This is a genomic window from Streptomyces inusitatus, assembly GCF_014651115.1.
GTDB classification, from domain to species: Bacteria; Actinomycetota; Actinomycetes; order Streptomycetales; family Streptomycetaceae; genus Streptomyces; species Streptomyces amakusaensis.
Map to the genome: position 1 here is coordinate 145,703 of NZ_BMWG01000001.1, position 26,991 is coordinate 172,693.

At 72.3% G+C, this 26,991-nt stretch carries 20 protein-coding genes and 1 pseudogene; 3 read left to right on the forward strand and 18 right to left on the reverse strand.

Annotated elements, in window-relative coordinates; translation table 11 throughout:
• Positions 1 to 42: 42 nt before the first annotated feature.
• The 9 genes from IE247_RS00680 to IE247_RS00720 form a co-directional block, all read right to left on the reverse strand.
• A complete protein-coding gene (locus IE247_RS00680) occupies positions 43 to 1,248 on the reverse strand; it encodes a DNA polymerase III subunit delta' (RefSeq protein WP_190120840.1) in 1,206 nt (401 codons plus the stop codon).
• Positions 1,249 to 1,366: 118 nt separating this feature from the next.
• A complete protein-coding gene (gene tmk, locus IE247_RS00685; protein ID WP_190120841.1) occupies positions 1,367 to 4,549 on the reverse strand; it encodes a dTMP kinase in 3,183 nt (1,060 codons plus the stop codon).
• A gap of 233 nt (positions 4,550 to 4,782) precedes the next feature.
• Positions 4,783 to 7,707: a type I DNA topoisomerase gene (gene topA, locus IE247_RS00690; protein ID WP_190120842.1), complete on the reverse strand. Its 2,925-nt coding sequence runs from the start codon at positions 7,705 to 7,707 to the stop codon at positions 4,783 to 4,785.
• 231 nt (positions 7,708 to 7,938) lie between these two features.
• Complete coding sequence (locus IE247_RS00695; protein WP_190120843.1) at positions 7,939 to 8,136, reverse strand: hypothetical protein; 198 nt, start codon at positions 8,134 to 8,136, stop codon at positions 7,939 to 7,941.
• Between the two features lie 276 nt (positions 8,137 to 8,412).
• Positions 8,413 to 9,966 (reverse strand): DUF7059 domain-containing protein, encoded by a 1,554-nt coding sequence (locus IE247_RS00700; protein ID WP_190120844.1) that lies wholly within the window; start codon positions 9,964 to 9,966, stop codon positions 8,413 to 8,415.
• 149 nt (positions 9,967 to 10,115) lie between these two features.
• Complete coding sequence (locus IE247_RS00705) at positions 10,116 to 10,676, reverse strand: small secreted protein (protein WP_308433174.1); 561 nt, start codon at positions 10,674 to 10,676, stop codon at positions 10,116 to 10,118.
• A gap of 224 nt (positions 10,677 to 10,900) precedes the next feature.
• Positions 10,901 to 13,309 carry a sodium-translocating pyrophosphatase gene (locus tag IE247_RS00710; protein ID WP_190120846.1) on the reverse strand — a complete coding sequence of 803 codons (2,409 nt, stop codon included), beginning with the start codon at positions 13,307 to 13,309 and terminating at the stop codon, positions 10,901 to 10,903.
• Between the two features lie 281 nt (positions 13,310 to 13,590).
• On the reverse strand, positions 13,591 to 14,028 hold the full coding sequence (locus IE247_RS00715) for an ATP-binding protein (RefSeq protein ID WP_190120847.1): 438 nt from the start codon (positions 14,026 to 14,028) through the stop codon (positions 13,591 to 13,593).
• Between the two features lie 91 nt (positions 14,029 to 14,119).
• Positions 14,120 to 14,473, reverse strand: coding sequence for an STAS domain-containing protein (locus IE247_RS00720; RefSeq protein ID WP_190120848.1), 354 nt, complete (start codon positions 14,471 to 14,473; stop codon positions 14,120 to 14,122).
• Positions 14,474 to 14,552: 79 nt separating this feature from the next.
• Here IE247_RS00720 and sftH point away from each other — a divergent pair, with 79 nt between their 5' ends.
• Positions 14,553 to 17,024: a DEAD/DEAH box helicase gene (gene sftH, locus IE247_RS00725; RefSeq protein ID WP_190120849.1), complete on the forward strand. Its 2,472-nt coding sequence runs from the start codon at positions 14,553 to 14,555 to the stop codon at positions 17,022 to 17,024.
• Between the two features lie 165 nt (positions 17,025 to 17,189).
• On the opposite strand, the pseudogene IE247_RS34695 reads toward sftH, so the two are convergent.
• From IE247_RS34695 to ssd, 7 genes and pseudogenes are all read right to left on the reverse strand, one after another.
• Positions 17,190 to 17,486 (reverse strand): annotated as a pseudogene (locus IE247_RS34695) (Rv3654c family TadE-like protein); the annotation flags it as partial.
• Positions 17,483 to 17,827, reverse strand: coding sequence for a TadE family type IV pilus minor pilin (locus tag IE247_RS00735; protein WP_308433175.1), 345 nt, complete (start codon positions 17,825 to 17,827; stop codon positions 17,483 to 17,485). The pseudogene IE247_RS34695 and the gene IE247_RS00735, both read right to left, overlap by 4 nt.
• Before the next feature lie 58 nt (positions 17,828 to 17,885).
• Positions 17,886 to 18,095 (reverse strand): DUF4244 domain-containing protein, encoded by a 210-nt coding sequence (locus IE247_RS00740; protein WP_229868549.1) that lies wholly within the window; start codon positions 18,093 to 18,095, stop codon positions 17,886 to 17,888.
• A gap of 24 nt (positions 18,096 to 18,119) precedes the next feature.
• Positions 18,120 to 18,845, reverse strand: a complete 726-nt coding sequence (locus IE247_RS00745) for a type II secretion system F family protein (RefSeq protein WP_190121367.1) — start codon at positions 18,843 to 18,845, stop codon at positions 18,120 to 18,122.
• A 41-nt stretch (positions 18,846 to 18,886) separates the two neighbouring features.
• A complete protein-coding gene (locus IE247_RS00750; protein ID WP_190121366.1) occupies positions 18,887 to 19,732 on the reverse strand; it encodes a type II secretion system F family protein in 846 nt (281 codons plus the stop codon).
• Positions 19,732 to 20,880 (reverse strand): TadA family conjugal transfer-associated ATPase, encoded by a 1,149-nt coding sequence (locus tag IE247_RS00755; protein ID WP_190120852.1) that lies wholly within the window; start codon positions 20,878 to 20,880, stop codon positions 19,732 to 19,734. Before IE247_RS00755 ends, IE247_RS00750 begins: the two co-directional genes overlap by 1 nt.
• The gene (gene ssd, locus IE247_RS00760) at positions 20,877 to 21,977 is read right to left on the reverse strand and encodes a septum site-determining protein Ssd (protein ID WP_190120853.1); all 1,101 of its coding nucleotides are present in this window, start codon (positions 21,975 to 21,977) and stop codon (positions 20,877 to 20,879) included. The genes IE247_RS00755 and ssd overlap by 4 nt, the downstream gene beginning before the upstream one ends.
• Positions 21,978 to 22,443: 466 nt before the next feature.
• On the opposite strand from ssd, the gene IE247_RS00765 reads away from it, so the two are divergent.
• Positions 22,444 to 23,340, forward strand: coding sequence for an HAD family hydrolase (locus IE247_RS00765; protein WP_190120854.1), 897 nt, complete (start codon positions 22,444 to 22,446; stop codon positions 23,338 to 23,340).
• Between the two features lie 318 nt (positions 23,341 to 23,658).
• On the opposite strand, the gene IE247_RS00770 is transcribed toward IE247_RS00765, so the two are convergent.
• Positions 23,659 to 24,507 carry a Fic family protein gene (locus IE247_RS00770; RefSeq protein ID WP_190120855.1) on the reverse strand — a complete coding sequence of 283 codons (849 nt, stop codon included), beginning with the start codon at positions 24,505 to 24,507 and terminating at the stop codon, positions 23,659 to 23,661.
• 102 nt (positions 24,508 to 24,609) lie between these two features.
• Between IE247_RS00770 and IE247_RS00775 the strand changes: the two genes are divergently transcribed.
• On the forward strand, positions 24,610 to 25,605 hold the full coding sequence (locus tag IE247_RS00775; protein WP_190120856.1) for an ATP-binding protein: 996 nt from the start codon (positions 24,610 to 24,612) through the stop codon (positions 25,603 to 25,605).
• On the opposite strand, the gene IE247_RS00780 is transcribed toward IE247_RS00775, so the two are convergent.
• On the reverse strand, positions 25,583 to 26,953 hold the full coding sequence (locus IE247_RS00780; protein WP_229868376.1) for a polysaccharide deacetylase family protein: 1,371 nt from the start codon (positions 26,951 to 26,953) through the stop codon (positions 25,583 to 25,585). The genes IE247_RS00775 and IE247_RS00780 overlap by 23 nt on opposite strands.
• Between the last annotated feature and the right edge of the window lie 38 nt (positions 26,954 to 26,991).

A 26,991-nucleotide genomic window follows, 5' to 3' on the forward strand; every position in this document is an offset into this window, starting at 1 on the left:
CGAGCCGGTCGGCAGGCCGGACGGACGGCGGGCCGGGGAGCGTCAGCCCGCGCGCAGGGCCATCGTCATCGCCTCGACCGCCAGCAGCGGAGCCACATTCGCCTCCAGCGCGCCCCGGCAGGCGACCACGGCCTCTATCCGGCGCAGGGTGCGCTCGGGGGTGGAGCCTTGGGCGACCCGGTCGAGCGCGTCCCGTACGTCGCCGTTGGCGATGGCGATCTCGGAGCCCAGCTGAAGCGCGAGCACATCGCGGTAGAAACCGGTCAGATCGCTGAGCGCCAGATCGAGGCTGTCGCGCTGGGTACGCGTCTTGCGGCGCTTCTGCTTCTCCTCCAGCTCCTTCATCGCCCCGGCGGTACCGCGCGGCATCCGGCCGCCCTGGCCCGCGCCGAGCGCCGCCTTCAGATCCTCGGTCTCCTTGACGTCGGTCTCCTCCGAGGCCTGCTTGGAATCCTCGGCGGCGGCGTCGATCAGCTCCTGGGCCGCCTTGAGGCAGGCGCCGACGTCGTCGACCCGCAGGGGCAGCTTCAGCACGGTGGCCCGGCGGGTGCGGGCCCGCTCGTCGGTGGCCAGCCGGCGGGCCCGGTCGATGTGCCCCTGGGTGGCGCGCGCGGCGGCCTGTGCCCGCTCGGGCTCGATGCCGTCGCGGCGGATCAGCACATCGGCGACGGCCGCGACCGGGGGCGTACGCAGGGTCAGATGGCGGCAGCGGGAGCGGATCGTCGGCAGCACGTCCTCCAGCGAGGGCGCGCACAGCAGCCACACGGTGCGGGGAGCGGGCTCCTCCACCGCCTTCAGCAGGACATTGCCCGCGCCCTCGGTGAGCCGGTCGGCGTCCTCCATGATGATCACCTGCCAGCGGCCCACGGCCGGGGAGAGCTGGGCGCGGCGGACCAGGTCCCTGGTCTCCTTCACTCCGATGGAGAGCAGATCTGTGCGGATGACCTGGACATCGGCGTGGGTGCCGATGAGGGCGGTGTGGCAGCCGTCGCAGAAGCCGCAGCCGGGGATCCCGCCCAGGGCCCGGTCGGGGCTGACGCACTGGAGCGCGGCGGCGAACGCGCGGGCGGCGGTGGCCCGCCCGGAGCCCGGGGGGCCGGTGAACAGCCACGCGTGCGTCATCTTGGAGGCGTCGGGGCCCTGCTCGCCCTCCGCCACGGCGGTGACCAGCGCATCGGCGTCCCGCGCGGCGGCGGCGAGCTGCTCCTGCACCCGCTCCTGACCGACGAGGTCGTCCCACACGGCCATCTGACGTCACCTGCCTTGTGTGCTGCCCACCTGCCATGGGCCGCCATGGGCTCCCATGGCTCTCCCATTGTGGGGCAGAGGTCTGACAACGCCCTCCCCCCAGGCCCCGGACGTGCCCTCAGCGCCGCCGCGGGCGGCCGTCCTCGTCGTCGCGCGGGCCGCCCAGCAGCTCGTCGGCCAGCGTCGGCAGATCGTCGAGCGGGGTCTCCTCGGCCCAGTCCGAACGCCGTCGTGGACGGCCCGTCTCCGGGTCGATCTGCGGAAGCTCACGGGTGCGGTCGTTGGGACCACGAGAACCCCGGTCGTCCCGACCGTCCCAGCCGTCCCGACCATCCCGTTCGTCCCGTTCGTCGCGGAAGAACCCGGGCGGCACCCGGTCCGCCGGCCGCTCGTCGCGCACCGCCGGAAGGATCGCGGTCTGCTCGGTCGGCGAGAAGGCGGAATCCGGTGAGAAGGCCGCGTCCGGCTTCGCCGGGACCCTCGGCACCTGCTGGGTCTCGTCGTCCGGCCGGACGACGGGCGTGGCCACGGTGGCCGCGTCGGCCGACGGGTCCCCGGGGCGCACCAGCGGCGTGGTCACGGTCGTCTCATGGGCCGCGGCCTCGGCGGCCGCCGCCGCCTTCACCGCCGCGGCCTTCGCGGCGGCCCGCTCGCGCTCGGCCTCCCGCTCCGCCTCGCGCCTGGCCTCCTCGACGGCGGCCTGTCGCGCCTCCTCGGCGCGCAGCAGGGCCTCCTCCGCCCTGCGCTGCTTCTCCAGGCGGCGCTCCTCGGCCTCGGCGCGGAGCCTGGTCTGCTCCTCCGCGAGCTTGCGCAGCCTCTCCTGCTCGTCCAGCCTGGCCTGCTCCTCCGCCTCGCGCTTGCGGCGCTCCTCGTCGGCAAGCCGGCGGGCCTCCTCGGCGCGCTGCCGGGCCTCCTCCGCGAGCCGTTCGGCCTCGCGCTGCCGCGTGGCCTCCTCCTCGGCCTTGCGGCGGGCCTCCTCCTCGGCGCGGAGCTTGGCGAGCTGCTCCTGGCGCTCGCGCTCCAGCCGCTCCTCCTCCGCCTTGCGCGCGGCCTCTTCCTCGGCCTTGCGGCGGATCTCCTCCTCGGCCTTGCGCCGCGCCTCCTCCCGGGCCCGGATCTCGGCCTCGGAGAGCGGAAGCATCCGGTCCAGCCGATGGCGTACGACCGTGGTGACGTCCTCCGGGTCCTGCCCGGCGTCCACCACCAGATAGCGGGCCGGGTCGCTCGCCGCCAGCGTCAGAAAGCCCGCGCGGACCCGCCGGTGGAACTCGGCGGGCTCCGACTCCAGCCGGTCGGGGGCCTCCGTGAAGCGTTCCCGCGCGGTCTCGGGGGAGACGTCCAGCAGTACGGTCAGATGCGGTACGAGGCCGTCCGTGGCCCATCGGGAGATCCTGGCGATCTCGGTCGGCGCGAGATCGCGGCCGGCCCCCTGGTAGGCGACCGAGGAGTCGATGTACCGGTCGGTGATCACGATCGCGCCCCGCTCCAGCGCGGGCCGGACCACCGAGTCGATGTGCTCGGCGCGGTCGGCCGCGTACAGCAGCGCCTCCGCGCGGTTGGAGAGACCGGCGGACTCCACGTCCAGCAGGATCGAGCGGAGCCGCTTGCCGATCGGGGTCGCGCCCGGCTCGCGGGTGACGACGACCTCGTGGCCCTTGTTGCGGATCCACTCGGCGAGCGCCTTGGCCTGGGTGGACTTCCCCGCGCCGTCGCCGCCCTCCAGGGCGATGAAGAAGCCCTTGGCGGAGGTGGCCTGGGCGGGGTCCGCGCCGCCGCGGAGCGCCTCGCCCAGATCGCGGCGGAGCGGCACTCCGGCGCGGTCGTCGGTCTTGGCGAGGACGACCGCGGCGACCGGCAGCAGCAGCGCGCCGGCCAGCATCAGGGCGAAGGCCGCGCCGCCGTGGGCGAAGACGAAGTCCCCGGCGGCGAGACGGTGCGGTCCGATCGCGGCGGCGAGCAGCGGGGCGGCGATCGCGCCGAGCGCGACGGCGACCCTGACGACCGCCTGGAGGTGCTCGGTGGTCCTGGCCCGCCGGGGGGCCTCGGACTCCTGATCGATGAGGGCGTGGCCGATGTTCGCGGCGACGCCCGCCGACGCTCCGGCGAGCAGCGCGAGGAAGAGGACGGTCGCGGTGTCCGGGACCAGCGCCATCGCGAGCAGCGCGATTCCCGTGGCGGCGAGCGCGAGGGCGAGCAGCCTCCGGCGGGACAGGGTGGGCAGTACGGACTCTGCTCCCCGGATGCCCACGGCGGTGCCGCCGGTCAGCGCGAGGACGAGCAGCGCGAAGGCGACGGGCCCGCCGCCGAGGTCGACGGCGTGGAGTACGGAGACGGCGACGGCCGCCGAGATCGCGGCCGCGACCGCGGCGCAGGCGAGGACGAAGACCGGCAGGGCGCCGGTGCGCCCCTTGTCGGAGCCGCCCTGCGGGGTGGACGGGCGGCGCAGGCCCTCCAGCGGCGAGCGGGGTCGCGGGGTGGCCGCGCCGGGCAGTTCGACGAAGGCGAGGATCGAGAGGGAGGCGGCGAAGAGGCCGGCCGCGACATAGGAGCCCAGGGCCGCCTGGTGCAGCGAGAACCACTCGATGCCGGTGCCGAGCAGATTGCCGATCAGGGTGGCGACGAGCAGGACGGCCGCTCCGGCGGGGACGGCCGCGAACGCGGTGCGCAGCCACAGCCTGCGCAGTACGTCGAGATGGTCGGGGAGCGGCCGTACGGCGGCTCCCTCCAGCGGCGGCGAAGGCAGCAGCGCGGGGGCCGCTCCCTCACGGGCGACGGTCCAGAACCGTTCGGCGGCGGCGAGGGCGAACACGCTGCCCAGCAGGATCGGGACGGCCGCGTCGGGCGTCCAGTCCAGCCACAGCGGGGCGACGATCAGCAGCGCGAGCCGTACCCCGTCCGCGCCGATCATGGTCCAGCGGCGGTCGAGCGGCCCCTTGGCGGAGGTGAGCGCGGTGAGCGGGCCGAGGAGTACGGCGCCGAAGAGCACCGTCGCGAGGACGCGCGCGCCCAGCACGGCGGCCACCGAGAAGGCGGCGCCGCGGTATCCGCCGCCGAAGGTGCCTTCCGAGACGGCGGCCTGAAGGGTCAGCAGCAGCAGGACGAAGACGGCGACGGCGTCTCCCACGCCTCCGGCGGCCTGGGCGTTCCAGAGCCTTCGGAGCGGCGGGACTCTCAGCAGGGCGCGCAGCGCCCGCTCACGGGAGTCCGCGGTGAGTGCGTCGGAGGCGTCGGTACCGGTGATGGTCTCCGCGACGGGGCCCACGACCGCCTGCTGATCGGCTGGCTGCTCGGATCGCGTCATCCGCCCAGCCTATCCGGACCGCGCCGCTGCTCGCGGGGGTGTGGAAATACGCCAAGGGGCGACGGACGGTTCCGGGCGGCCCGCCGTCACCCCTCGCACGCCGCCGGGAGCGGGCCGTACACATCGCCATGGAACATCACGTCCGGCGCACAACCGGCGGGATGGGCCGATACGGGGTGATGCCGGGCGGGCCGACCCCTGGCACTGGGTCGGCCGCGCTCCGTGCTCGTTCGTTACTGGTCGGACGCCTTCGCCGAAGCGGCCGTCTTCTTCACGGCCGTCGTCTTCTTCACGGCCGTCGTCTTGGCGGCCGCGGTCTTCGTGGCCGTCGTCTTCTTGGCGGTCGTCTTCTTCGCCGCGGTCTTCTTGGCGGTGGCCGTCTTCTTCGCGGCCGTCGCCTTCTTCGCCGGGGCCTTCTTCGCCGTCTTCTTGGCGGGTCCCTTGGCGCGCTTCTCGGCGAGCAGCTCGTAGCCGCGCTCGGGAGTGATCTCCTCGACGCTGTCGTCGGTCCGCAGGGTGGCGTTGGTCTCGCCGTCGGTGACATACGCCCCGAAGCGGCCGTCCTTGACGACCACCGGGCGCTGGCTGACCGGGTCGGTGCCCAGTTCCTTCAGCGGCGGCTTGGCGGCGGCCCGGCCGCGCTGCTTGGGCTGGGCGTAGATCGCGAGCGCCTGCTCCAGGGTGATGGTGAAGAGCTGGTCCTCGCTCTCCAGCGAGCGCGAGTCGGTGCCCTTCTTCAGATACGGGCCGTACCGGCCGTTCTGCGCGGTGATCTCCACCCCGTCGGCGTCGGTGCCGACCACCCTGGGCAGGGACATCAGCCGAAGCGCGTCCTCCAGGGTGACCGTGTCCAGCGTCATCGACTTGAAGAGGGAGGCCGTGCGCGGCTTGACCGCGTTCTTGCCCGTCTTGGGGGTGCCCTCGGGAAGGATCTCGGTGACATACGGGCCGTATCGCCCGTCCTTGGCCACGATCTCGTTGCCGGAGACCGGGTCCGTGCCCAGCGCGAAGTCACCGCTCGGCTTGGCCAGCAGCTCTTCCGCGTACGCCACGGTCAGCTCGTCGGGGGCGAGATCCTCGGGCACATCGGCGCGCTGGTGGCCCTCGGAGTCCTTCTCGCCGCGCTCGATGTAGGGGCCGTACCGGCCGACGCGCAGCACGATGCCGTCGCCGACAGGGAAGCTGGAGATCTCCCGGGCGTCGATCGCGCCGAGGTCGGTCACCAGCGCCTTGAGGCCGCCGAGGTGGTCGCCGTCACCGCTGCCGGTGGCTGTGCCCGTGCCGGGGGACGTTCCGGAGGCCGCGCCCCCGGTCGTCGTCGTGGCGGCCGTGCCCTGGGCCCCGCCCTGGGCCTCGCCCGCGCCGAAGTAGAACCGCTTCAGCCACGGCACCGCCTGGGCCTCGCCCCGGGCGATGCAGTCGAGGTCGTCCTCCATCTTGGCGGTGAAGTCGTAGTCCACCAGCCGGCCGAAGTGCTTCTCCAGCAGATTGACCACGGCGAAGCTCAGGAACGACGGGACCAGCGCCGTCCCCTTCTTGAAGACATAGCCGCGGTCGAGGATGGTGCCGATGATCGAGGCGTAGGTGGAGGGGCGGCCGATCTCGCGCTCCTCCAGCTCCTTGACCAGGGAGGCCTCGGTGTAGCGGGCGGGCGGCTTGGTGGCGTGGCCGTCGACCGAGATCTCCTGGGCGGCGAGCGCGTCGCCCTCGGTGACCTGCGGCAGCCTGCGCTCGCGGTCGTCCAGCTCGGCGTTGGGGTCGTCGGCGCCCTCGACGTAGGCCTTCATGAAGCCGTGGAAGGTGATGGTCTTGCCGGAGGCGGTGAACTCCACGTCCCGGCCGTCCCGCGCGGTGCCGCCGATGCGGACGGTGACCGAGTTCCCGGTGGCGTCCTTCATCTGGGAGGCGACGGTCCGCTTCCAGATCAGCTCGTAGAGCCGGAACTGGTCGCCGCTGAGTCCGGTCTCCGCCGGGGTGCGGAAACGATCACCCGAAGGGCGAATCGCCTCGTGCGCCTCCTGGGCATTCTTGACCTTCCCGGCGTACACCCGCGGCTTCTCGGGGAGATAGTTCGCCCCGTACAACTGCGTGACCTGCGCCCTCGCGGCCGTGACGGCCGTCTCGGAGAGCGTGGTGGAGTCCGTACGCATATAGGTGATGAAGCCGTTCTCGTACAGCTTCTGCGCGACCTGCATGGTGGCCTTGGCCCCGAAGCCCAGCTTGCGGGAGGCCTCCTGCTGGAGCGTCGTCGTGCGGAACGGGGCGTACGGGGAGCGGCGGTACGGCTTCGACTCGACGGAGCGGACCGCGAACGCGGCGTCCTCCAGCGCTGCGGCCAGAGCGCGCGCGTTCGCCTCGTCCAGGTGGAGCACCCGGGTCTGACCGGCCTTGATCGCGCCGTCGGAGCCGAAGTCGCGGCCCTGGGCGACGCGCTGTCCGTCGACCGTGTTGAGCCGGGCGACCAGCGAGGAGGGGTCGGACGCGTCACCGGCGCGGCCGGTCGAGAAGGTGCCGGTGAGGTCCCAGTACTCGGCGGAGGTGAACGCCCTGCGCTCCCGCTCCCGCTCGACGACCAGCCGGGTCGCGACGGACTGCACCCGGCCGGCCGAGAGCCGGGGCATGACCTTCTTCCACAGGACCGGGGAGACCTCGTAGCCGTAGAGGCGGTCGAGGATCCGGCGGGTCTCCTGGGCGTCGACCATGCGCTGGTTCAGCTCGCGCGGGTTGGCCACGGCGTCGCGGATGGCGTCCTTGGTGATCTCGTGGAAGACCATCCGGTGGACGGGGACCTTGGGCTTGAGCACTTCGAGCAGATGCCAGGCGATGGCCTCGCCCTCGCGGTCCTCATCGGTGGCGAGGTAGAGCTCGTCGGACTCGGCGAGCTGCTCCTTGAGCTTCCTGACCTGAGCCTTCTTGTCGGCGTTGACGACATAGACCGGCTGGAAGTCGTGCTCGACGTCGACACCGAGGCGGCGCACCTCGCCGGTGTACTTCTCGGGCACCTCGGCCGCGCCGTTCGGGAGGTCGCGGATGTGCCCGACGCTCGCCTCGACGACATAGCCCGGGCCGAGGTAACCCTTGATCGTCTTCGCCTTGGCGGGCGACTCGACGATCACGAGGCGTCGGCCGCCCTGTGCGGTCTCGCTGGTCGGGGACAACTTCGCTCTTCTCTCCGGTCGGCACTCGGTGGCGGACACGGCCTGACGCGCTGGTGGCGCACGGCTGTGGCGCTGTGATGCTGCTGCGTGGTGCTGCTGCCGCTGCGGAGTGTGACGGTACAACCCGCCCCTGTGTCAAACGGCAAAAGCCCGCAACGGCCACTCGAACGGTAACCCGAGTCCGGCTATTCCTGCCGCCCGGACCGGTACGAGGGTGTCCGGGGCGCTTTCTCAGAGCCGTCCGAAGCACCACGCGCCGAGGGCGAGGGCCACCACCGAGGCGGTGGCGGTGAGGGCCGCGGCCCTGCCGGGGCTCACCCCGTGGGCGACCGGCGCGCGCTGGGCCAGCCGTACCCCCGTCCACAGCAGCAGTGCGGCCCCGAACAGCCCGAACGCCGTTCCCGCGAAGATCGCCGGCCCGCTCTCCATGTCCGTACCCCGTCTCTCTCCCGATGCCCAGGTGGTGCGGGGTCGCCCCCGGGGCCGAGGCTGGCACCTCCGGGCGTCGGGGGCGCGACATCGGGGTGAACGGCGCGCGGGTTCACTCGGGCGGGGGCGGGCCGGGCTCCGGCCGGGGAATGCGGGGGAGTGCCGGGGAGAAACGGGGAGCAGATGGGCGGCGGCATCGGACCGTAAACAGAATATTGGCCGATTTGCCCTCAATGGACGGCGTGATTTACCCACTGCCCCGGCGGCCGTGGGCGCTCACGGGCGGGTCGGTCCGGCGGCCTCGCCGGCGGGCCCGCCGACCGGCAGCAGGAAGCCCTCCTCCACCAGCAGCCGGATCGCCCGGGGGGTACGGTCCCGCAGCAGCACCGGGTCCTCGTCGATGAGCTGGGCGATGGCGTCCAGGATCCGCCCGGCGCTCAGCGTCCCGTCGCAGGCCCCGGCGAAACCGGCGCCCACCGTGTCGACCTTGGTGGCCCGCCGCATGCCCCGGTTCTGCCGGAGGACGACATGCTCGGGGTCCTCCTCGCCCGGGAGCCCGACCTGCTCCTGCGTGATCTCGGGGGCCAGTGTGAAACGGTCGGCCAGCAGGGCGGCGTCGTCGTGCGCCCGGAGATAGTCCTGCCGGGCGAAGTGGGCCCGTACGGTCTCGCCGAGCGGCTGCTCCACGGGGTGCGGCCACTCCTCGACGAGGATCGAGGGCCGCTCCGCGCCGGACTTGCGCAGGGTGATCCAGCCGAAGCCGACCGCCTTGGTGCCGCGCGCCTCGAACTCGTCGAGCCACTCCTCGTACCGCCGCCGGTACCGCTCGGGGTCGCCCCGGTGGTCGCCGCTGTCGCGCAGCCACAGCTCGGCGTACTGCGTGATGTCCTGGACCTCGCGCTGCACGATCCAGGCGTCGCAGCCGCCGGGGACCCAGGAGCGCAGCCGGTCCTGCCACTCCTCGCCCTCGATGTGCTGCCAGTTGGCGAGGAACTGGGCGTATCCCCCGGTGTTCAGCCGGGCCCCGGCCCGCTGGACGAGGGAGCGGCACAGATCGTCGCCGCCCATTCCGCCGTCCCGGTAGGTCAGCCGGGCCCCGGGGGAGATCACGAACGGCGGGTTGGACACGATCAGGTCGAAGGTCTCGTCGCCGACCGGGTCAAAGAGCGATCCCTCGCTCAGCACGGCCTCCGGGGCGGCGGAGAGCGCGAGGGTGAGCCGGGTGAAGTGCAGGGCGCGCGGGTTGAGATCGGTCGCGGTGACCCGGGTGGCGTGCTGCGAGGCGTGCAGCGCCTGGATGCCGGAGCCGGTGCCGAGGTCGAGCGCGGAGGAGACCGGTGTACGCACGGTGAGCCCGGCGAGCGTGGTGGACGCGCCGCCGACGCCGAGCACGACCTGCTCGTCCTGCCCGTCGGCGCCGCCCGCGCCGCCGACCGCGCACCCGAGGTCGGAGACGATGAACCAGTCCTCGCCGTCGGGCCCGCCGTACGGGCGGACGTCCACGGTGGCGCGGACCTCGTCGCCGTCGCGGACCAGCCAGCCGCCGGCGATGCACTCCTCGACGGGGAGGGCCGCCCGGGCCCGCTCGAACGGGATGGGCCGCTGGAGCAGGAAGAGCCGGACGAGGGCGGCCAGGGCGCCGTCGCCCCGGGTGGCGCGCACGGCGGGGACGGTCTCGCTGCGGGCGAGCGCCGCGTACGCGGAGGCTCCGAGCAGATCGAGCAGCCCGTCGGCGGTGAAGGCGCCGGCGAGCAGCGCCTCGCGCAGCCGGGGGGCGAGGGCGGGCGAGGGCGGGTGCGGGGCGGTGCTGGTCGTACTCACACCGCCCATTGTGGCCGCCGCCACTGACAATCGCGGCCGGGGCCCGCCCTTCCGCCCCGGCCGAAGGTTCCGGATCGGGAACGCGCCGTCAGGAACCCCGGGCCGGGGAGCCCGCGCCGGGGAGCCCGCGTCAGAGGTCCCGGGCCGGGGAGCCCGCGTCAGGAGCCCGCGGGGCTCTGGGCTGCGGCGGGCTTGCAGCCGGGCTGCTTGGCCATCGCCTTGCCCGTCTCGCTGGACCGCAGCTTCTCCCGGGCGCTCTGGTTCTGCTCGATCTTCGCGAGCCCGTCGGCGACGGGCCGCAGGCCGTCCGCGAACTCCTGCTGGTCGGACACGTCGAGGGCGTCGACCTGCTTCTTCAGATCGAGGTAGGACTTGGCGTTGGCGTCGTACTCGGCCGCAGCTTCCTTCACCAGTTGCTCGCCGCCCTCGACCGGCGGCGTGCCCGCCGTCCTGAAGGCGCCCGCGTACCCCTTGTAGACGTCCGAGAGGTCCTGGAAGGCCTTGGAGTCGGCCGTCCGGATGTCGCCGGGCTTGCCGTCCGAGGCGGTCGCGCGGATGAGCTGCTCCGCGTCGGCCTCCTTCTTGATCTGCGGCTTCGCGGCGTCGCAGTACTTCTTGGCCCAGTCGTCGACCGTGAATTCGTCTTCCGAGCTGCATCCCGACAGCGTGAGGACGACTACCGCAGCGCCGGAGAGTGCGGCCGCAAGCTTCTTGTTCACCGAATGGGTCCCTTCCAAGGCTCCTCGGCCCGGAACATACACGCCGCCCGGGTGACTTCCCCATGCCGTGCACCCGGTTCATCCGCTTTAAAGCCATTTGCACCAAGGGAGAGAAGCCTCACCACGACGGAAACGACGGGCGGGCGGCGCTTCAAAACGCGCCGCCCGCCCGCCTTTTGGATCCTCCTGATGGAGTCTCTGGCGATATGCCCGGTGTGCCGGTGTTACGACACCACTGCGGGATCGGGTGACTTCTTGCCCTGCTCGACGACGGTGGGTTCGGCGTCGCCCACGGCGATGCCCCTCCGCTTGGAGATGTACACCGCGCCGATGATGATCGCGACCGAGAGGACCGCGACCACCGCCCTGACCCCGGCGCTGGCGTCGTCCCCGTAGCTGAACTGAATGACCGCCGGGGCGATCAGCAGCGCCACCAGGTTCATCACCTTGAGGAGCGGGTTGATCGCGGGGCCCGCGGTGTCCTTGAACGGGTCGCCCACGGTGTCGCCGATGACCACGGCCGCATGCGCCTCGCTGCCCTTGCCGCCGTGGTGACCGTCCTCGACCAGCTTCTTGGCGTTGTCCCACGCGCCGCCGGAGTTCGCGAGGAAGACCGCCATCAGGGTGCCGGTGCCGATCGCGCCCGCGAGGAACGCGCCGAGCGCCCCGACCCCGAGGGAGAAGCCGATCGCGATCGGGGTCAGCACCGCGAGCAGGCCGGGGGTGGCCAGCTCGCGCAGCGCGTCCTTGGTGCAGATGTCGACCACCCGGCCGTACTCCGGCTTCTCGGTGTAGTCCATGATCCCGGGGTGCTCGCGGAACTGCCGCCGCACCTCGTAGACCACCGCTCCGGCCGAGCGGGAGACCGCGTTGATCGCCAGGCCCGAGAAGAGGAAGACGACCGCCGCGCCGAGGATCAGACCGACGAGGTTGTTGGGCTGGGAGATGTCCATCACGAGATTCAGGGGCGCGCCGTCGCCGACCTTCTCGCCCACCTCTCTGGCCGCGCCCGCGATGGCGTCGCGGTACGAGCCGAAGAGCGCGGCCGCCGCCAGTACGGCGGTGGCGATGGCGATGCCCTTGGTGATGGCCTTGGTGGTGTTGCCGACGGCGTCCAGGTCGGTGAGGACCTGCGCGCCGGCGCCCTTGACGTCGCCCGACATCTCGGCGATGCCCTGGGCGTTGTCGGAGACGGGCCCGAAGGTGTCCATGGCGACGATGACACCGACGGTAGTGAGCAGTCCGGTGCCGGCCAGCGCCACCGCGAAGAGGGCGAGCATGATCGAGGTGCCGCCGAGCAGGAACGCCCCGTACACGCTGAGGCCGATCAGCAGCGCGGTGTAGACGGCGGACTCCAGGCCGATGGAGATGCCGGCGAGGATGACGGTGGCCGGGCCGGTCAGCGAGGACTTGCCGATGTCCTTGACGGGACGCCGGCTGGTCTCGGTGAAGTACCCGGTCAGCTGCTGGATCAGGGCCGCCAGCACGATGCCGATGGCGACGGCGACGAGTGCGAGGACCCGGGGGTCACCGCCGTGGGTGCTGATCGCGGACTCGGTGACGCCCTTCAGGTCGGCGTAGGTGGACGGCAGATAGAGGTAGACCGCCGTGGCGACCAGTACGAGCGAGATCACCGCGGAGATGAAGAAGCCGCGGTTGATGGCGGTCATACCGCTGCGGTCGGCGCGCCGCGGGGCGACCGCGAAGATGCCGATCATCGCGGTGACCACGCCGATCGCCGGAACGATCAGCGGGAAAGCGAGTCCGGCGTCACCGAAGGCCGCCTTGCCGAGGATGAGCGCGGCGACGAGGGTGACGGCGTACGACTCAAAGAGGTCCGCGGCCATTCCGGCGCAGTCCCCGACGTTGTCGCCCACGTTGTCCGCGATGGTCGCCGCGTTGCGCGGGTCGTCCTCGGGGATGCCCTTCTCGACCTTGCCGACCAGGTCCGCGCCGACATCGGCGGCCTTGGTGAAGATGCCGCCGCCGACTCGCATGAACATGGCGATCAGCGCGGCCCCGAGGCCGAAGCCCTCCAGGACCTTGGGCGCGTCGGCCGCGTAGACGAGGACGACACAGGAAGCGCCCAGCAGGCCGAGGCCCACCGTGAACATGCCGACCACTCCGCCGGTGCGGAAAGCGATCTTCATGGCCTTGTGCGCGACGGCCGTCAGATCCTTCGCGGGTTCTCCCTCCGCCGGTGTCGCCTCTCGCGCGGCCGCGGCCACGCGCACATTCGCCCGTACGGCGAGCCGCATCCCGATGTATCCGGTGGCCGCCGAGAAAAGCGCGCCGACCAGGAAGAACACGGAACGCCCGGCACGCTGCGACCAGTCGTCGGCCGGGAGGAGCAACAACAGGAAGAACACCACGACGGCGAAGACGCCGAGAGTGCGCAGCTGTCGTGCCAGATATGCGTTGGCGCCTTCCTGGACCGCCGCCGCGATCTTCTTCATGGAATCGGTGCCCTCACCGGCGGCCAGCACCTGGCGCACCAGCAGCTGGGCCACGACCAGCGCGGCCAGCGCCACCACGGCGATGACAATCACGATCAGCCGATTGTCATCCGTGAGCACCGCCGCCGCGAGAGAAGCGCGGTGATCGATTTCTTGCGAGCTGAAGAGCCCCGCCATTCGTCCTCCTTGAGGTCGTTCAGAAGCCCAAGATGTGGACGGATTGTAGGTAGCGGAACACGATCAAAACAGGGCGCGGTAAACGGAATTGACCTTCAGTTGCTACTCAGCAAATGATCGCGTCCTGAAAATACCCCCGAAAGCGGTAATGGGGCGAAAGCATTGACGCGTGATCAATGATCTATATAAATGATCTGCCAAAAAGAAAAGAGGCCCTGCTCAGCAGGGCCTCTTCCAGAAGCTTGAATCACCCGGGAGGCTTCCCGGGGCGGCGGAGCCCGTCAGGGGAGCACGGAGACCGGTGTCACCGGCCAGCTCATCCTGATCACTCCGCCCACGTCGGTGGAACTGACCTCCAGATCGTCGACAAGACCGCTGATGACGGCGAGACCCATGTCGTCCTCGCCGTCCGCGTCCTCTTCGGCGGCATCACGCGGACCAGATGCGGTCCTGCCGTCGGCACCGGGACCGGGGACCTCGTCCCCGACCTCGATGGAGAACGTCTTGTCCTCATCGGTCAGCACCACCCGTACGGGAGCGGTGATCCCATGACCGCGGTGGAGACCGACAGCACGGCTGCAGGCCTCTCCGACCGCGAGCCGGACCTCGTCCAGCACGGCCTCGTCGACCCCGGCCCTGCGCGCCACGGCAGCGGCCACCAACCGGGCGGTCCTGACATGTTCGGGCTGGGCACTGAAGCGAAGTTCGACGGTGGCCATGCCATCCCCCTCGGACGTACGGGCGTGCATCTCAGAGGCCCGGGCTGGATGCCCGGTGCCCCATCTCTTCTTCCGGCGGCTCCGGCCGGTGTCAGTCGGTGGCCGCTACGGCTTCCTCGACCGTGTTGTGGATCGGGAACACCTTGGTCAGACCAGTGATCCGGAAAATCTTGAGAATGCGCTCCTGGTTGCAGACGAGACGCAGCGACCCTTCGTGCGCACGCACACGCTTGAGGCCGCCCACCAGCACGCCGAGCCCGGTCGAGTCGAGGAAGTCCACGCCCTCCATGTCGACGACCAGGTGGTAGCTGCCGTCGTTCACCAACTCGACCAACTGCTCGCGCAGCTTGGGCGCGGTATAAACATCAATCTCGCCACCGACCTCGACGACCGTACGGTCGCCGACAGGGCCGGACACATTGCGAGTCGACAGGGACAGGTCCACGGATCCTCCAGCACCTTGCTATCGAGCGCCCGCCCCCTGAGGTCTCCCCGGCGGAGCCGGAGGACGGTCGCCAGCCGCGATGGCATTCAATCACTTACCAGCAGCCATGCACGACGCCTTGGGACCATTGTCCGTCACACCAGTGACACACTCGGTGCCGATGGCCAGGAATCTCCGTCCCAGACGACCCCCCGAGAGCGGGGAAACCCGCCCCACTCCCGGTGAGGTCCTCGACCGGCTCGCCGCAGGGGCGGGCCGGGCCGCGCGCATCACTCATACGGAGCACTTGCCCCCCAGGCAGGGCCGCCATGCCGTCTGGCCGCACCGCATCCGCCCAGAAGTGATCAACGCCATTCGACTGGCGGGGGTCGAGCACCCCTGGGCCCACCAGAGCGCCGCCGCCGAGCACGCCCTGGACGGCGAGTCGGTCGTCATCGCCACCGGCACCGCCTCGGGCAAGTCGCTGGCCTATCTGGCCCCCGTCCTCAGCACCCTCCTGGACGGCTCCGAGGCCCCGAACGGGCGCGGCGCGACCGCCCTCTACCTCGCCCCGACCAAGGCGCTCGCCGCCGACCAGTGCCGCGCCGTGAAAGATCTCGCCGCGCCGCTGGGCAACCGCGTCCGCCCGGCGGTCTACGACGGCGACACCCCGGTCGAGGAACGCGAATGGGTCCGGCAGTACGCCACCTATGTCCTGACCAACCCCGACATGCTGCACCGCGGGATACTGCCCTCCCACCCCCGCTGGTCCTCCTTCCTGCGCTCCCTGCGCTATGTCGTCATCGACGAGTGCCACACCTACCGGGGCGTCTTCGGCTCCCACGTCGCCCAGGTGCTGCGCCGGCTGCGCCGGATATGCGCCCGCTACGGGGCGGATCCCGTCTTCCTCCTCGCCTCCGCCACCGCGGCCGAGCCCGCCTCGGCGGCCGGCCGGCTCACCGGGCTGACCGTCCACGAGGTCTCCGACGACGCCTCCCCGCGCGGCGAACTCGTCTTCGCCCTCTGGGAGCCCCCGCTCACCGAGCTGCACGGCGAGAAGGGCGCCCCCGTGCGCCGTACCGCCACCGCGGAGACCGCCGACCTCCTCACCGATCTGACCGTCCAGGGCGTCCGCACGGTGGCGTTCGTGCGCTCCCGCAGGGGAGCCGAGCTGATCGCCCTGATCGCCAGGGAACGCCTGGCCGAGGTGGACCGCTCACTGCCCGGGCGGGTCGCGGCCTACCGGGGCGGCTATCTGCCCGAGGAACGCAGGGCCCTGGAGCGCGCCCTGCACTCCGGGGAGCTGCTGGGGCTCGCCGCCACCACCGCCCTGGAGCTGGGCGTCGACGTCTCCGGCCTGGACGCGGTGCTGATCGCCGGATATCCCGGCACCCGGGCCTCCCTGTGGCAGCAGGCGGGCCGCGCGGGCCGCTCCGGGCAGGGCGCCCTGGCCGTCCTCGTCGCCCGCGACGACCCGCTGGACACCTTCCTCGTCCACCACCCCGAAGCGCTGTTCCAGCAGCCGGTGGAGTCCACCGTCCTCGATCCGGACAACCCCTACGTCCTCGCCCCCCATCTGTGCGCCGCCGCCGCGGAGCTGCCGCTCACCGAAGCCGATCTGGAGCTGTTCGGCCCGGCGGCCGCAGGACTCATGCCCCAGCTGGAGTCCGCCGGGCTGCTGCGCCGCCGCGCCACGGGCTGGCACTGGACCCGCCGGGAGCGGGCCGCCGACCTCGCCGACATCCGGGGCGGCGGCGGCCGGCCGGTCCAGATCGTCGAGGAGGCCACCGGCCGGCTGCTCGGCACGGTCGACGAGGCGGCCTCGCACACCGCCGTCCACGAGGGGGCCGTCCATCTCCACCAGGGCCATACCTATCTGGTCAGACGGCTGGACCTGGAGGACTCGGTGGCCCTGGTGGAGGAGGCCGTGCCGCCGTACTCCACCACCGCCCGCGACGTGACCTCCGTCTCCGTGCTCGAAACCGACATCGAGCTCCCGTGGGGCGAGGGCCGCCTCTGCTACGGCTCCGTCGAAGTCACCAACCAGGTCGTCTCCTTCCTCCGCCGCAAGCTCGTCACCGGCGAGGTGCTCGGCGAGACCAAACTCGACCTGCCGCCCCGCACCCTGCGCACCCGGGCCGTGTGGTGGACGGTGAGCGAGGCGCAGTTGGACGCCGCCCGGGTGAACCCGGAGCAGCTGGGCGGGGCCCTGCACGCCGCCGAGCACGCCTCGATCGGGATGCTCCCGCTCTTCGCCACCTGCGACCGCTGGGACATCGGCGGGGTGTCCGTGCCGCTCCACCCGGACACCGCGCTCCCCACGGTCTTCGTGTACGACGGCCATCCCGGCGGCGCGGGCTTCGCCGAACGGGCCTTCCACACGGCCCGCGAGTGGCTCACCGCGACCCGCGAGGCGATCGCGGTCTGCGAGTGCGAGGCCGGCTGCCCCTCCTGCGTCCAGTCCCCGAAGTGCGGCAACGGCAATGAGCCCCTGCACAAACGGGCGGCGGTGCGGCTCCTCACCGAGCTGCTGCGGGGCGCGGAGAGCACCCCCGGCACCGCCGACGGCTGAGACACCCCGTACCGCCCCGGAGTCCCCGCCGAAGCCGTCATACGCCGCGGTGCGGGCCCCGGGCGGATACGGATGGCGGGGCTCCGGAGGGCGGGGCGTGCCGGGCGGGCCCGCGCGGGACGCGGCCCTCGGGGCGTAAGGGCCGAAGCTCACCGAGGCCGTCACCTCCGCGATCTCCCCCCGCAGGGCGCACCGCACCGCCTCGGCGCCCTGCGCGTCCGCCACCTCGGCCGCCTTGGCGCAGGCGACGGCCTCGCCCAGGAGCGCGAGGTCGGCCGCGGCCAGGGCCGCCAGATCCGCCGCCGCGCCCGCCCGGTGGCGGGCCGCCACCGCCTGGCCCATGGCGAGCACGGCGGCGAACACCACGCACAGCGCCGTCGCCGCCACGGCCACCCACACCGTGGCCGAGCCCCGGTCCCCGCTCCGGCCGGACGTGCGCGCCGGGAGCCCGCGCCCGGTCACGGCCCGGCCCCCGCCGGGACGGAGCCGACCGTGTCCTCCGCGAGGGCGACCGCCTCTTCGGTCAGGGTCAGCGCCAGGGCGTCCGGTCCCGGAACCGCCGCCGCCACGGTGACCCGCCACAGGTCCCCCGTCCGCCGCAGGGTGACCTCGGCCCCCGCCGGAGCGGCCGAGCGGGCCGCCGCGAGCACATCGGCGTGCGGCTCGGACCGGGCCGCCGCCCGGGCCCCGGCGCGGGCCGCGTCGACGCACTGGATCTGCGCCGAGGCCGCCGTCAGCGCCCACACCAGCGCCATGGTGAAGGCCACCAGGGCGGGGAGCGCGACGGCGGCCTCCGCCGTCACCGACCCCCGCTCCTCCCCCAGCCGGCGCGAGGCCACTCGGCCCTGCCCGCGGCGGCGCTCAGAACCGCGCATCGAGCGCCTGCCCGATCAGCGATTCGAGCGCACCCGAGACCGCCCCACTGGTGACGATCTTGTACAGAACGGCGGCGAAGGCACACGCGGCGATCGTCCCCATCGCGTACTCGGACGTGGTCATCCCCGCGTCCCCTCGGCCGCGGAGCGACCAGCCGCCCAGCCGTCCGCGCCACCGCTTGAGCAATGGACTCATCATGAAAACCTCCAAGAATTCCGCTTATCGACCGTTCAGCAGTCCTTCGGCGAGCCCGATCACCACGGGGGCAACCCCGACCGCCAGGAACGCGGGGAGAAAGCACAGCCCCACCGGAGCGGTGATCAGGACCTGTGCCCTGCGGCCCCGGGCCACGGCCGCGCGCGCCCGGTCCGCCCGCAGACGGTGGGCCAGCCGGGAGACCGGCTCGGCCGCCGGAGCCCCCGTGGCTCCCGCCCGCTCCAGGCAGCGGGCCAGCTCCGCCGCGCCCGGTATCCGGGCGAACGAGGCCCAGGCCCGTGCCGGTTCGCCGCCGAGCCGCAGCTCCGCTGCCGTCTGTGACAGCCGTTCGCCGACCGGGCCGCCCAGTGCCTCGCCGACCGCCTCCGCCGCCTCGCGCGGGCCCGCCCCGGCCGCCAGACAGGCCGCCAGCAGATCCGCCGCGAGCGGCAGCCGGGGGTCCTCGGCCGGCTCTTCGTCCGGGACCGGCGGCCGGGACCGGAGCCGACGCCGTACCCCGTAGGCGGCGATGAACCCCACGGCGACGCCGAGCGCCCCTTCGACGAGGACGCATCCGACGATCAGCGCGCCCAGGGGAGGGGCCCACGCACGGACTCCCGCCCGGTACTCGGGCCACCGCCGACGGCGGGCGCGCACCACCCCGAGCAGTGCCGCACCACGCCCGCGCGTCCGACGTCTCCCCCGCAGCGCGGCGACCCCGAGGCCCAGCAGAACCATCACGGCGAGCATCAGCACCGCCACCGCGGGCCGGTGCGCGATCTCCCCGGCCGTCACCGCCGCCCTCCCTTGATGATCCGTGCGGCCCAGCACACCCCGGCGGCCTCCAGGGCCCCGCCGGCCAGCAGGCACAGCAGGCCGGCCGGGGTGTGGAACAGGACTCTCAGCGGATCGGCCCCCAGGGCCCCGCCCATGGCTAGGCCGACCGCGGGAAGCAGCGCCAGCAGACCGACGGTCGACCGGGCCCCGGCCAGCTGGCTCCGCAGATCCTCCCGCCGGTCACGGTCGGCCAGCAGTGCCGCCTCCAGCCGGTCGAGCCCGGCCGCCAGACCGGCCCCGCCCTCCACGGCCACCCGCCAGCAGGCCGCGACTCCCGCCAGGCCGTCCGCGCCCGGCTCCCGGGCCGCGCCCCGCAGCGCCTGCGGCACATCGCCCCCGAACCGGGCCGCCGCCGTCACCGCGGCCTCCCCGGCCCCCAGGGCCCGGGTGTTCACGGCGGCCCAGATCAGGGCCTGTGCGGGCTGGAGCCCGGCCCTCAGCTCGCCGGCGACCGCTCCGCACAGGGCGACGACCGCCTCGGCCCTGCGCTCGCTCTCCCTCGCCCGCCGGACCGCCTTCAGCCGCCGCCCCACCAGCGGCACCGCCACGGCCCCGGCGATCAGCGGCAGCACCGACTCGCCCAGCACCGCCAGAACCAGCGCCACCGGCACGCACAGCCACTCCCGACGGGTCCGCACCGCCGACAGCAGCCGCTCCCAGGTCCACCACGGATCCGGCTCCGCCACCGCGCCGCCCGCGAGCAGCAGCCGCGCCCGCCCCCGCCCGCGGTCCCGGCCCGCCAGCAGCAACGCCGCCACCGCCGTGCACCCCGCCGCCGCGTAGAGGGGATCCGGCGCGATCACCGAGCCCCTCCCGTCAGCCGCCGCAGCCTCTCCCAGCCCCGCTCGCGGACGAACGCCTCCGCTCCCCACCGCAGCGCGGGAACGGTGCGCACCAGCCCCGCCGCGTCCCGCTCCAGGACGTGCAGCTCGGCGATGCGCCGTCGGCCGTCCCGATCGCGCACCAGGTGGATCACCACCGAGACCGCCGCCGCCAGCTGGCTGTGGAGCGCGGCCCGGTCGAGCCCGGCGGCCGTGCCGAGCGCCTCCAACCGGGCCGGGACGTCGGCCGCGGCATTCGCGTGGACCGTGCCGCAGCCTCCTTCGTGGCCGGTGTTGAGAGCGGCCAGGAGTTCGGTGACCTCCGGTCCCCTGACCTCTCCGACGACCAGCCGGTCCGGTCGCATCCTCAGGGCCTGGCGGACCAGGTCCCGCAGGGTCACCCGGCCCGCGCCCTCCTGGTTCGCCGCGCGCGACTCCATCCGCACCACATGGGGGTGCTCGGGCCGCAGCTCCGCCGAGTCCTCGGCGAGCACGATCCGCTCCCGCTCCCCCACGAGCCCGAGCAGTGCCGCCAGGAGGGTGGTCTTGCCGGTGCCGGTGCCGCCGCTGACCAGATACGAGAGCCGGGCCTCGACCAGGGCCCGCAGCACCCGGGCGCCGCCCGGCGGCACCGTCCCCGCCGCCGTGAGCTCCTCCATCGAGAACGCCCGGGGCCGCACCACCCGCAGCGACAGACAGGTCGAGCCGACCGCCACCGGAGGAATCACGGCGTGCATCCGGGTGCCGTCCGGCAGCCGGGCGTCCACCCAGGGCCGGGCGTCGTCCAGCCGCCGCTCCGCCACGGCGGCGAGCCGCTGGGCGAGCCGGCGCACCGCCGCCGCGTCCGTGAAGGTCACACCGGCGGGCTCCAGGCCGCGCCCCCGGTCCACCCACACCCGGTCGGGCGCGGACACCAGCACGTCCGTCACGGACGGATCGGCGAGCAGCGGTTCCAGCGGGCCGGTCCCCACCAGCTCGCACCGCAGCCGCTCGGTACCGCCGAGGATTTCGGTGTCGCCGAGCAGCCGGCCCTGCGCCCGCAGGGCCGCCGCGACCCGTGCCGGGGTGGGCTCGGCCCCGCTCTCCGCGAGCCGCTGCCGCACGGCGTCCAGCAGTCCGGTGTTCATGAGGCCACGCCCCCGGCCAGCGCCCGGTCCCAGAAGGCGGCGCAGAACCGGGCCAGCGGCCCCCCGGGCGGGCCCGGGGGCACCGCCCCGTCCCGCATCTCGGGCGACAGGGTCTCCCAGGGCAGCTCACCGGCGAGCGGAAGGCCCAGCGAGGCGGCGACCCAGCCGTCGTCCAGCCCTGAGGCGTAAGGGCCGCGCGCCACCACGCGCAGATCCTGGAGAACCATTCCGACCACGGACGCCACCCGGTTGGCCGCGGCGACCGACCGCAGCTCGCCCGGCACCACCAGCAGTCCGAGATCGAGCTGGGCCAGCGCCTCCGCCACGCCCTCGTCCACCCGGCGCGGCAGATCGACCACGACCACCCCGCCGCGCCTGCGGGCCGCCGCCAGCACCGAACGCATCGCCTCCGGCGGGACCAGCACCGAATCACCGCGGTCCCAGCTGAGCACCCGCATCTGATGCAGTTCGGGCAGCGACTCCTCCAGCGCGCCGCCCGCCACTCGTCCCTTGGAGGCGGCGAAATCAGGCCATCGCCTTCCCTCGGCCCGCTCCCCGCCGAGCAGCACATCGATGCCTCCGCCGAGCGGGTCGCCGTCGATCAGCATGGTGCGGCGGCCCGCGCGGGCCGCCGTCACCGCGAGGGCGCAGGCGAGGGTGGACGCGCCCGCCCCGCCCCGGCCGCCCATCACACCGACCGTCAGCGCCTGTTCGCCGACGCCCTCGGCCGCGTCCGCGATCCGATCGACCAGCCAGCGCTCCGCGTCGGGCAGCCGGAGCACCCCGTCGGCCCCGATCTCCACGGCGAGCCGCCAGACGTCCGGGTCGTCCTGTTCGCGCCCCACCAGCAGCACACCTCGCCTGCGGGCGGCTCCCCGGCAGCGCGCCGCGGCGTCGTCCCCGACGAGGACCAGCGGGGCGCTCTCCCAGCTCCCCCGCCCCTCCGGCACGGAGTGATGGACCTCCGGCTCGGCTCCCGCGGCGGCGCACAGGCGCAAGAGATCGTCGAGAAGCTCCACATCCTCGGTGACGATCAGAGGTCCGGTCCGCCGCTCCTCGGCAGCCGGCGCACCCTTCGACCTGATAGATCCAGCCACGATCCCCACCCCCTGCTTAGCGCGATCCCGCTTCGTTACGAGATCGGTGATTCCTTGACTCCGCGAACTACGCGGCCGGAATCACGGTGCCGTGCACCGGGAAATCGTGTGGATCTTGCTGAAAAACTGTGGACAAGCAACCGGTTGTGAATATCCCGGTAACCCGGATCGGTGACTCCCACGCGCACCTCTTCCACTACGCACGGTGACGGTGCAGAGTGGTGGAAGGCCACCGCCGACGGTGGTCGAGAGAGCGGGGAGGGATCGCCATGGATCTCGTACGGAGCAAGAAAACGCGTCCGGACATGCGACGACCCCCGCCGGGGGGGAGAGCGGGGGTCGTCTCTCCGGCCGGCTCGGGGGGGGAGGAGCCGGACCGGGTTAGCACGGTCGCGAACGATCCGTGACTTCCATGGTGTACCCGAGAGCCTTCTCAGGCAAACCCACACGCCCGGGCGTACACCGAATGGCGGGCACCTATGCTCTGCTCGTGGATAACCACTCCTTGCCTCGCGCAGCCGCGTTCTTTGACCTGGACAAGACGGTCATTGCGAAGTCTTCGACGCTGACCTTCAGCAAGTCCTTCTACCAAGGCGGCCTGATCAACCGGCGGGCCGTACTGCGCACCGCCTATGCCCAGTTCGTTTTTCTCGCGGGCGGTGCCGACCACGACCAGATGGAACGGATGAGGGAGTACCTCTCCGCCCTCTGCAAGGGCTGGAACGTCCAGCAGGTGAAGGAGATCGTCGCCGAGACCCTGCACGATCTCATTGACCCGATCATCTATGACGAGGCCGCCTCCCTCATCGAGGAACACCACACCGCGGGCCGCGATGTGGTCATCGTCTCCACCTCGGGAGCCGAGGTGGTCGAGCCGATCGGCGAACTGCTGGGCGCCGACCGGGTGGTCGCCACCCGCATGGTGGTCGGCGACGACGGATGCTTCACCGGCGAGGTGGAGTACTACGCGTACGGGCCCACGAAGGCGGAGGCCATCAAGGAACTCGCCGAGTCCGAGGGATACGACCTCTCCCGTTGTTACGCCTACAGCGACTCGGTCACCGATGTGCCGATGCTGGAATCCGTGGGTCATCCCTATGCCGTGAATCCGGACCGCGCACTGCGCCGCGAGGCGAATACCCGAGAGTGGCCGGTTCTCGTCTTCAACCGTCCGGTCCGACTGAAGCAGCGGCTGCCCGCGTTCCCCATGCCGCCCCGGCCGGCCCTGGTGGCGGCGGCAGCGGTGGGCGCGGCCGCGGCCACCGCCGGACTGGTCTGGTACGCCAGCCGCCGACGCGGTGCGGCGGCCCAGGCCGCGGCGACTGCACTGGACGGCCTGGCCCATCGCTTTGCCCGTATTTGAACAGAAAAGTAAAGAACTGGGGCGAAGGGTTCCACTTCCCGGACGGCTGGAGTACAAATGAGTCAACGGCCCGCGAGACCAAGGACATCCGAGAGGATCACCTGTGAAACGCATGAAGGCCCCACGGACCGAGCATGGAAGCTGAGCACCCACGCGACGTCGACCCGTCGAATACGGGCCAGCCGCACCAGGTGACGGGCAACAGTTCCCGGCCTGATGGGCACAGCAGATCGAGGACGCTTGGTACCTCGGCGGATATGCCAGCGGCGGTACCAATTCCGGTACCGCCGCAACCCCGTCCGGGAGTTCCCTCGAATCTCAGGCGGCTCCGCGCTGGAGCGCCTCACAGACCGCCACGGACTCCCTGACACCCAGCTCGGCCGCGCGCCCACAGTGCGCGATCCACGCCGCCACCCCCTCGGGCGTCCCCGACAGATAGCCGTCGAGGGCCGCGACATACGCCGCCCGCCCCTGCTCGGCGTGGCCGACCTCCGCCGGGCAGATCGCCTTCGGATCGAGACCGCCCCCGATCAGGACGATCCGCTCGGCCGCCCGCGCCACCAGACCGTTGTGCGAACCGAAGGGGCGCAGCGCCAGCAGCTCTCCGTGCACCACGGCCGCGATGACCGGCGCCGGGGCCGAACTCCCCGCGACGATCAGCCCGGCAAGACCCTCCAGCCTGCCGCCCACCTCCTCCGCGTCCGGGAGAGCGGCCTCGATCAGCGGCTCCCGGACCGGCTCGCCCGCCAGCCTCGGCCGACCCACGGTCTCGTCGTCGCCGACACCGCCCGCCGCGACCAGATGCAGCCTTGCCAGCACCCGCAGCGGCGACTGCCGCCAGACCGAGAGCAGCTGCCCCGCCTCGGCGGTGAGCCTCAGCGCGGCCCCGACGGTGCGGGACTCGGGGTCGCCGCTGAAGTCGGTCCGCCTGCGGACCTCCTCCAGCGCCCAGTCCGCACCGGACAGCGCGGCCGAGCCGCGCGCCCCGCGCAGCGCCGCCTCCGCCGTGACCTCACCGCTCCGCCGCCGCATGACCCGGTGCCCGTAGACCCGGTCGGTGGCCTTGCGAACGGAATCCACCGATTCGGCGACGCCGGGCAGCGAGGCGAGCACGGCCAGCGGGTCGGCCGAGGGGGCGGATGAGGCGGGCGAGGCATTCGTACTCATAGCCAGCGAGGCTACGCGCCGCCCGGCCACGTCCCACCTTGGAGTGGTCTTCTTCACTCGACTTGACAGCACCAGGCAACCGAACCACTACCCTAGGTGAACATGAAGATCGCTTTCGTAGGGAAGGGCGGCAGCGGGAAGACCACGCTGTCCTCGCTCTTCATCCGCCATCTGGCCGCCAATGAAGCAGCAGTCGTCGCGGTCGACGCCGACATCAACCAGCATCTGGGGGCCGCGCTCGGCCTCGACGAGGAAGAGGCGGGCGTGCTGCCCGCGATGGGCGCCCAACTGCCTCTGATCAAGGACTATCTGCGCGGCTCCAACCCCCGGATCGTCTCGGCCGACACCATGATCAAGACAACTCCCCCCGGCACCGGCTCCCGGCTGCTGCGCGTCGCCGAGGAGAACCCGGTCTACGACGCCTGCGCGCGCACGGTCCACCTCGACGACGGGGACATCCGCCTGATGGCGACGGGGCCGTTCACCGAGTCGGACCTCGGGGTGGCCTGCTACCACTCCAAGGTCGGCGCGGTGGAACTCTGCCTGAACCATCTGGTCGACGGGCCCGACGAGTACGTGGTGGTCGACATGACCGCCGGGTCGGACTCCTTCGCCTCCGGGATGTTCACCCGCTTCGACATGACGTTCCTGGTGGCCGAGCCGACCCGTAAGGGCGTCTCCGTCTACCGCCAGTACAAGGAGTACGCACGGGATTTCGGCGTCGCGCTGAAGGTCGTCGGGAACAAGGTGCAGGGCCAGGACGACATGGACTTCCTCCGCGACGAGGTGGGCGACGATCTGCTTGTCACCGTCGGGCACTCCGACTGGGTGCGGGCGATGGAGAAGGGCCGGCCGCAGCGATTCGAACTGCTGGAGGCCGAGAATCGGATGACGCTCCAGACCTTGCAGAACACTGCGGAGGACTCCTACGCCCTGCGCGACTGGGAGCGGTACACCCGCCAGATGGTCCATTTCCATCTGAAGAACGCCGAGAGCTGGGGAAACGCGAAGACAGGGGCAGATCTGGCGGCCCAGATCGACCCCGCCTTCATCCTTGGGGAGCAGTCGGCGGGCGTCAGCGCCCCGCAGCCGGCCTGACCAGAACCGGCCCGGCCTGGCGCAGGGCGGCCGTGCGCCGGTTCCCGGGGTCGGCCGCCGCACCCGGGCTCGCGGGCTCGGCGGCCGAGACCCGCTTCTCGGGTTTGGCGGGCTGACCCGCCGGGGCCACGGGCTGGGCGGCGAGGAAAGCCGTCCAGCCGCCCTTCGGGGCCTCGCCGACCTCCAGGGTGCGCAGTTTCTGAAGGACCTTCGGGTCCTGGGCGTCGAGCCAGTCGGCGAGCTGCTTGAAGGACACGCACCGCACGTCCTTCTTCACGCACACCGTGGCGATCGACTCCTCGATGGCGCGCATATAGGTGCCGCCGTTCCAGGATTCGAAGTGGTTGCCGATGATCAGCGGGGCCCGGTTGCCCTGATACGCACGGTCGAACGCCTGGACGAGACCATCGCGCATCTGGTCGCCCCAGTACTCGTGCGACGCCGGATCGCCCTTGACGGTCCCCGACTGATTGATCATGAAGTTGTAGTCCATCGACAGGGTCTCGAAGCCGCGCCCCGGGAACGGAACAAGCTGGAGCGAGAGATCCCAGAGGCCTCGGTCCTTCTCGGGCCAGATCTGGTCGTTGACACCGCTGGTGTCGTAGCGGAAGCCCAGCTCGCCCGCCGCGCGGACAAAGTTGTCCCGGCCCTCCAGACAGGGGGTACGGGCCCCGACCAGTTCCTTGTCGTAGTCGAAGGGCAGAGGCTGTTCACCGGTCAGGCCGGAATTGGTCTTCCAGTTCTTCACAAAGGACTTGGCCTGGGTGATCTCGCTCTTCCACTCGTCGACCGACCAGGTGCCCACCCCGCCCTCCGCCCCGCAGAAGTGACCGTTGAAGTGGGTGCCCACCTCATTGCCCTCCTGCCAGGCCGCGCGCAGCTCGCGCACGGTGGCCCTGATGCCCTCGGTGTCGTTGAAACCGATGTCGGAGCGTCCGGCGGAATGCTGCGGCGGCAGATAGAGGTCCGCCTTCTCCTCGGGCAGGAGATACACCCCGCTGAGGAAGTAGGTCATGGTGGCGTCGTACTTCTTGCCCACCTCGCGGAAGTGGGAGAAGAGCTTCTGGCTGTCCTCCCCCGCGCCGTCCCAGGAGTACACGACGAACTGCGGGGGCGTCTGACCCGGCTTCAGCCTCTGGGGCCGGAGCTGGCGGGGCTGGACCCCGGTGAAGGCGGTGGAGCCGTCACCGATCATGCGCGGCGCGGCCTTGGGGGCGGCGGCGGCCTTCCTGGCTCCGGGCGTGCCCTCCTTGTCGGCGTCCGAACCGGATCCGCCGCAGCCCGCTAGTCCCGCGATCACAGCCGTGGCGGCCACGCCCACGGCGACCCTCTTTGTGGCGGCCTTCATCCGCCCACCCTCTTTCATATGACTTTGTGCTTTTCGGA